The sequence below is a fragment of the Ruminococcus sp. AM43-6 genome, from assembly GCF_003461785.1.
Taxonomy (GTDB): Bacteria; Bacillota; Clostridia; order Oscillospirales; family Ruminococcaceae; genus Hominimerdicola; species Hominimerdicola aceti.
The window spans coordinates 20,601-27,656 of sequence record NZ_QTXU01000028.1 but is presented as its reverse complement, the minus strand read 5'-3'; the positions used below and the strand labels follow the sequence as shown (position 1 = coordinate 27,656).

At 42.0% G+C, this 7,056-nt stretch carries 4 protein-coding genes; all 4 read left to right on the top strand.

The features are described from left to right. Nucleotides 1-350: 350 nt before the first annotated feature. The 4 genes from DW938_RS12255 (at nucleotide 351) to DW938_RS12240 (ending at nucleotide 6,997) form a co-directional block, all read left to right on the top strand. On the top strand, nucleotides 351-644 hold the full coding sequence (locus DW938_RS12255) for a hypothetical protein (RefSeq protein WP_147342390.1): 294 nt from the start codon (nucleotides 351-353) through the stop codon (nucleotides 642-644). A 201-nt stretch (nucleotides 645-845) separates the two neighbouring features. Continuing rightward, complete coding sequence (locus tag DW938_RS12250; RefSeq protein WP_207660708.1) at nucleotides 846-1,484, top strand: hypothetical protein; 639 nt, start codon at nucleotides 846-848, stop codon at nucleotides 1,482-1,484. Continuing rightward, complete coding sequence (locus DW938_RS12245) at nucleotides 1,450-4,521, top strand: hypothetical protein (RefSeq protein ID WP_118125122.1); 3,072 nt, start codon at nucleotides 1,450-1,452, stop codon at nucleotides 4,519-4,521. Before DW938_RS12250 ends, DW938_RS12245 begins: the two co-directional genes overlap by 35 nt. After that, nucleotides 4,469-6,997: a DUF3962 domain-containing protein gene (locus DW938_RS12240; protein ID WP_181984449.1), complete on the top strand. Its 2,529-nt coding sequence runs from the start codon at nucleotides 4,469-4,471 to the stop codon at nucleotides 6,995-6,997. Before DW938_RS12245 ends, DW938_RS12240 begins: the two co-directional genes overlap by 53 nt. Nucleotides 6,998-7,056 lie beyond the last annotated feature (59 nt).

The following is a 7,056-nucleotide window of genomic DNA, read 5'->3' as shown; positions in this document are numbered from 1 at the left end:
GGTAGAGCAGCGGTCTCCAAAACCGCGTGCCGAGGGTTCGAATCCTTCTGCCCCTGCCAGAGTGTTTTCTAAGTCGTAGACGTTTTGTCTGCGGCTTTTTTTGTTTATCTGCTACAAATTTTGCAGTATCAATTTGTATAAAGGTACAATTTATTGGCAATTTATAAATAAAACTATTGACAAAATTATGATGTTGATTTAAGATATAAGTGTACACGAAAAACATCATATTTTGACATTAAGCAATAACGGTATTCATATCTGTTTTGCTTTACTTTGTATATAAGGTCGCTTTTTGATGTTTTTCAAAAGGTGGCTTTTTTATTTATATGGTAAAAGGAGTGGCAGATTTGAATGAGTTGGATTTTGACTTGATGGTACGATTGATAGCATGTGGGCTGTATGAGAAACGGCAGTGCAACGATAAGTATAGTTACAGTAGCAAGCTTTTTGCTGGGATAAATAGGCTTGCAGCTTTGGCGGCTTTGAATAAGCAATATGATATGCTTTCAGATCTCCATGAATGTGCTTTTATTGAGAATTATGCTGTGAAGCCTGTGAAAACGTGGTTTGAGGGGTGGAATAGTTATTTTGTCAAAATAGTGGAAAAGTTTGATCTTTATCATACAAATGCGCTGATATAGTTAAGTGAAAACCGCAGATATACTCTCACCGACGATTGCGTTGATCTTATTTCTGATTCAGAGAAAGATTACGTAAATGACTTGGAGCAGCGTTACATTTATACTCTTTTGACTAATCTTCCCAACGAGTTGTATGTGGCTGTGCGTCGGTTTATTGTGGAAAATCCAATTTGCGCTGATGAAAAAATGAGTGAATTTAAAATGGAGCATTGTCAAGACTTTAAGATGATAAATAAGATATTCTCGGAAGCCTACGAAAATGTTCCAAACGGGAGTTATGTTTGTCCGAAATGCGGCTGGACTATGACTTTTTATGGTGCGCAGGCACAGTGCTGTAACAAAAGTTGTTTGAAAAATATACCGAAAAAAGATGATTTGAAGCCATTGAGATTTCAGGACGGCAATTGGCGGCTTAGGCATGGTGTTATGAGATATATGTGTTTGCCTGGGCAGTTGGAGTTGAAAATACAGAAAATTGCAGAAAAATGTGGATGTGGGGCGGAGCTATGGCCTGACAGAGATAAGTATGATGTAAAGATAACTTTGCCTGACGGGCAGGTTTGGGCTATTGACGCAAAGACCCACAGAAACCCTTATATGCTGAAAAAGAGCATTGAAAAGGACTATGTTTTTACTCATACTAAGGCGCAAAAAGTCTTTTATGTTGTGCCTGACGATTGTTTGACGGATTATCCTGATTATTGCAAGATATGCAATGATGCGTTAGCAAGCAATTTTCCTGATTCAATTGCTAAATGCGTTTCCATGAGAATTTTTTCAAAAAAGCTGAAAGGAGAGTTGGAAGATGTCAAGTTTAGAAACTATCAAAAGAAGTCTTAGAAATTATCTTCCAACTTCTGTGAATCTTGATGATTTCATCAAGGCAGAAATGACCCTTGCTCTTTTGGAAAAATGCAAGCCCGAGGGCGACCCCACAAAGGCGTATCTTCTGCTTCATAATTACAGCCTTATGGGCGAGGTAGTTTGCGATGAAACTGCTTTTCTGCTTCAAAAAGCTCACAGACTTTTACATTCTTGCAGTTCAAAGATGAATTGGGCAAAGGTTCTTGAAAATTACCGCAATGCTCAGTCCGAGTTTTGTTTATATATTTTTACAGAGAAAATCGAAAAGGGCAGCAAGGTCTTGAAATTTGCCCGAAACACTGAGCTGGCAGTTGAGCCTGACCGTGCGGACGTTTACTTTGAATATATCAGAAAACACAAGGAAGAAAAGCATTTTGGATACGCAAAAGGTGGAAAATACAGCTACAGCATTAAGGACAAGACAAGCTCCACTGTGTATAGCGCTGACGTTGAGATACCTGACTGCACGCCGCAAATGCCTATAAGTCCTCCGCCTAAGAAAACCAGAAAAAAGATAAGTGTTTCTACAGATGAGTTGCTTGCAAGTGCGGCTGAAATGGCTGAGAAAAAGCCTGATGATTATTGCTATTCTATACTCAAAAGCAACACCCTAAAAGCTGTCACGGAGGGCAATGTTAAGAGTGCAAACAGGCTTGAGATCGACAAGATAACAAATCTTGTGGGCATGGTCGGCTCAGGGAAATCCACTCTAATGAAAGTGCTGTCTTATCATCTTGCAAAGGCTGATAAAAAGGTCGTTCTTGTGCTTGACACTGTTTCAAGTGTGCTGGAAATGTGTTCTTATTTATCTCAGTTTGGAGTTAGTGTTTCACCTGTGATAGGCAGAAGCGGACGTGAAAAATACATTGATCAGGTGGCGAAAGCTCAAGAAAAATATTTGCAAAATGAGTATTCTAAGTATCTCACTGCCCCTTGTATTATCGACGGCATGGCAAAAAATAAGAGCGACAAAAGTTCTGCACCAATGTTTGGAAACGAGCCGTGCAGGTCGCTTATGAAAAATAAAAAGCACTATAATTGCCCTTATATGGATATTTGCCCTGCGGTGAGAATGTACCGAGATGTTTATACGTCAAATGTTATCGTGACCACTGTGCAGGGGCTTGCGGCAATAAGGCTTCTTGGGGATAACAAGCTGTTTTTGGAATATGTGCTGGAGCAAGCCGACCTTGTGGTATTTGATGAATGTGACAAGGTGCAAAAAACACTTGACGAGTTTTTCACACCGTCAGCAAGCTTTGATAAGTTTAGGCAGAATGCGGCGGCTTTGTGCAGTGAAGCAATGAACAAGGAAACGGAAGCTCTTGATGGCATGGAGAAAAATGAATCGGGATATATCCGTAAACTTATGAGTTCTTTAGGAGTCTGCATGGCGGTGAGAGAAGCCATAAGTGCTTATGGTGGCACATGGCGAACGATACTTAGCAGGACGTTTTCAGCAGAAATATTGTATCAGGCAATTTGCAGAGAAAACCAGAAAAATAAACACATATCTGACAAATCACTTGAGCATATGCGGCGTGTGACTATTGGATTGGATCATGACAAAGACATTGAGCATATATTAAAATTTGCCTTGTCGGAAGATGATTTAAAGATTTTTTCTTCCGATATAAGCGATTGGCTCACGGACAATAACTGTAAGCCTGACAAAACTTTTTCTGACCATATCAAGCTTTATCTTGTGGTGGCGGCATTCGATAATTACATCAGGGATATAAGCGATTCCTATTTGTTTTTGCCGTATGAGCGGAAAACACAGCAGGAGCTTACTGACTTTTTGTCTACACGTTTTACCGCACAGCAGAAAATTCTCCCTTCATCTGCAATGGGTAATCTTTTCGGCATGAAGAACGACCCGCAAAAGGGGTTTATTCTTTACCGTCAATACGCATTCGGACGTGCGCTTATGGACCGTATGCCTTGGCTTCGGCTCACGGAGGAGGGTCAGCCCGCAGGACCTAATGTGCTGCTGCTTTCAGGTTCAAGCTGGGCGGACGGCTGTTTGCAATATCATGTCAATGTGCCTGTGAAGTATCTTCTTGAAGCAGAGGAGTGGATGCGCAGGAAGATAGCGGAGTCGAAAATGATAGACCTTGGAACGGCTATAAGAGTTTCAGGCAGTGGCAGTGAAGAACGTGAAGAAAATCTTACAGAGGTCATAAAAAAGATAATTGGGACAATAGAAGCAGAGCTTCGCTCTGAGGGAAAACTGCTTATGATAGTGAACAGTTACAGTGAAGCACAAACTGCGGCAAATTATCTCAACAGACTTTTGTTGAATGGAAAGAAAGCAGCATGTATGAGCAGGGAAGCAGATGAATTTGACGAGAACATGATACCCAGGAGCGAGATAGCAGACTTTTCAGATCATTCGGCTGATATAATGGTAGCCCCTGCGCAGGCGATAGAGCGAGGTTATAACATTGTTGACAAGGACGGTCATTCGGCATTTGGAAGCGTATTCTTTTTGGTGCGCCCAATGGAAGTTCCTGACGAGATATCTTCAAAATGCACAAAGCTAAACGGTTATCTTGAAAGGCACTGTGTTCTGTCGGGGAAGAAAAACGCTTTTGACAGGGCGGCAAAGCTTCGCAGTGAAGCCACAAGGCAATGGTCGCTCATGGAACGTCAGGGGAAAATGCAGTTAAGCTCCCTTGACCCTGTGATGAAGCTTGACGTAACGGCAAGCTTGTTTGTGCTTATTTTGCAGATATTCGGACGGCTTTGCAGGATAACGGACGAGAGCAAGCCTGCGCCGAGAGTTTATTTTGCGGACGGAGCTTTTCGCCGTTCTGAGAAAAATACTGCAGGCTATGACCTACTAAACGAGCTTATAGATTATCTTGACAGCATGATTGACAACAAAGAAACGGGAAAGATAGCAGAAACGCTTTATCAGCCGTTTTATGAAGCTTTCAAAAAAGGAGTTGAAAAAAATGAATTCGCCGATATATTCGATGACATTTATTCCGAAGAAGAGGAATTTTAAGCTGTATTATCTTGCTTTTCCAAAGTCTTGGAAAGAACTGCTCATACAGTTGCAAGTTTCTGCCTACAAAAAATACGATCCGGAGTATTATATGAAGCTGTTCGGCTTGAAAGCATGCCTGAACGGGTGGCTTGACGAAGTTGTAAACGTGGGCAATATGAAAGCAAATTCTGATGACAGCAGGTGGTTCGTGTCTTTGAATGAGCCTGATGTTCATAAGATATGCAAGATAATGAAAATATGGGTCACGGCAGAATATGAGCTGAATGATAAGGCGACCTCGGAAACAAAGGCGATAGCAGAAAAGTTTAAAAGCGAGATAGACCCTGATGTGCTGAGATATGGTATCTCCTCGGAAGAAGTATGCCTTTTCAACGAGGACGGCACTGCGGCGGTGGACTATGCCTTTGACGCCTTTGCGCTGTATGTGGCGAACTCTCTTAATGGAAAGACCATACCCTTTTTCGGTCAGAAGCTTACGTTCAGCAATTGTGGCTTAAAAAAGCTTGTTAGCCAGCCTATAGAATATAAGGGTCAATATTATTCCTACGGGCTTGAATTTTCAGTTCAGACAACTCCGCCCCAGCGTGAGTGTATGCTTCTTGTTTTTCCAAGTGTGAAACGCTTTGTTTCAAATGCTTGGAAAAAGAAGATATATCTTGAAGAGAACATAAACGCTCTTGTGAAAATGTCTGAAAATAAATGCAGAGTTATGAAAATGAAGCAGCAGCAAAAAAATATTGATAAAGAAAAGACAGAATATTTTCGTGATTGGAACTATGCTGACATAAACTGCTATGGATTGTATCATAGTAACTCAAATTTTCCTGCGGCGGACGAGGTGCTTAAACACCCTGAAGATTATGTGGGCAAAAATGCTATGCCGCAGATACTTTTGCCTTATAAATTCGGCATGGATTTCACTAATATGAATATCGGCACAGGAGTGTCTGTAAAGGAAAAATGTGAGTTTTATCATCAGCTGACGCCGCTTCTGAAAGATATCGCAGAGCCTATGGGCGAGGTGCAGTCTGTGGGTGCGGTGCATTATAAAAAACCTGATAAAAAGAAATTTGATGCGGCTGATATTCAGAAAATGCGCAGAGAAAGGCTGAAAGTCTGCACGGGCAGGGATAAGATCACTCTCGAGATATACGGTCATGACAGCGACGAGCCTTTGAAAAACGCTATTATGGAGGATATCTGCCAGTATTTTGGCGACACGGACGGCTCAGATGTGAAAATAGAGATAGAAAAGCGCAGTATAGGCTCTCTTGGGGATATGATGAACGGCAAAAGCTATGAAGACCACCTTTTGCGCATAAAAAGGGTGCAGGAAAGCGTTGAGAAGTCGGCTGAGATAAAGGGCGCAGTGGTTATCCTGAAAAACACTTCTGAGGAAAAGGGCGACCCGAAAGCCGCACTGAGGGCAGGTTTTGCGGACACAAATCGCCTTACGCAGTTTATTGTCCCTGACGTTTTAGATGAGAAAGCTAAGGATAAGCCTTCAAAAAGCAGGATACATGGAGTGGTGCTGGATATTTTCAGACAGTTTGGATACACGGAATTTGCTGACAACAGGAACACAGTGAAAAATCCTGCCTGCGCCGCTGATGTGATAGGTGTGTATGCTTATCAGACTTTAAGACCTTTGTGGGCGGCTGAAAGCAAATCGCCAGTGTTGACGGCTAAGTGCCTGCCTGCGTATGTGACTTTCAACGCACGAAGCGGACAGGTAAAAGCCGAGTGCGGTCTGTTTGATGAAAGAGAGCTTTCTTATCCCGAAGCGCTTATTGCTTTTTCAAAGCTTTCAAGAAAGGACGATTTTGTAGACAAGTGCAATAAAGTCGCAAGGGGTGGATTTGTCACTAAGCTTTTGGGCTTGAGAGATCTTTATAAGGAAAGCGACGGACTTGTGCTTGTTTCTTGCAATGGTTTGACAAGAAATTTGTGGCACGGAATATCTGACACAAGCATTTCAGGCTACAATATGAAAAAGGCTTTTGTTCCTGAGAAAATTAAGATAGGAAATTCTATCTCTGAAAGGACGGAAGCTTTTACAGACTCTCATCTTAGAATTATCCGTCTTAGAGAGGGCGTAAGCACTTTGGAAGTGCCTGATTATTATACTGAAATAAATGCAAAGGGCGAATTTAAGCAGGCTTCGGGAGTTTATCGCAGAAAAGATGTATTCTGGGGAATAGAATCCCGCCCTGGAAATATTGAGTATAAAAGGAGCTACAAAAAATGCAGGGCTGACAATCCAAAGCTGAACTTTGACGAATGCGCCCTTATGGAATATTATCCTCTGCAACTCAGGGAGGAGGACGACCCTAAGCAGTGGGTGGGATATGCAAATCTACTGAGAGAGCTTATGCCTGAAAATCCTTCCAGGCAATCTGTCCGCCTGCCTGCGCCGTTGCACCTCGCCAAACTCATGAGCGAATATTTTCTCCTTTGCGACAAAGAAAAATAGTCTTATTTACCTCAAACGGGAACATAATAGGATATAATAAAAGCAGTACCGAAATGCTT

Coding starts and splice junctions, on each gene's coding strand:
- DW938_RS12250 (WP_207660708.1), top strand. CDS start 846: ATGGAGCATTGTCAAGACTTTAAGATGATAAATAAGATATTCTCGGAA.
- DW938_RS12240 (WP_181984449.1), top strand. CDS start 4,469: ATGAATTCGCCGATATATTCGATGACATTTATTCCGAAGAAGAGGAAT.
- DW938_RS12245 (WP_118125122.1), top strand. CDS start 1,450: ATGTCAAGTTTAGAAACTATCAAAAGAAGTCTTAGAAATTATCTTCCA.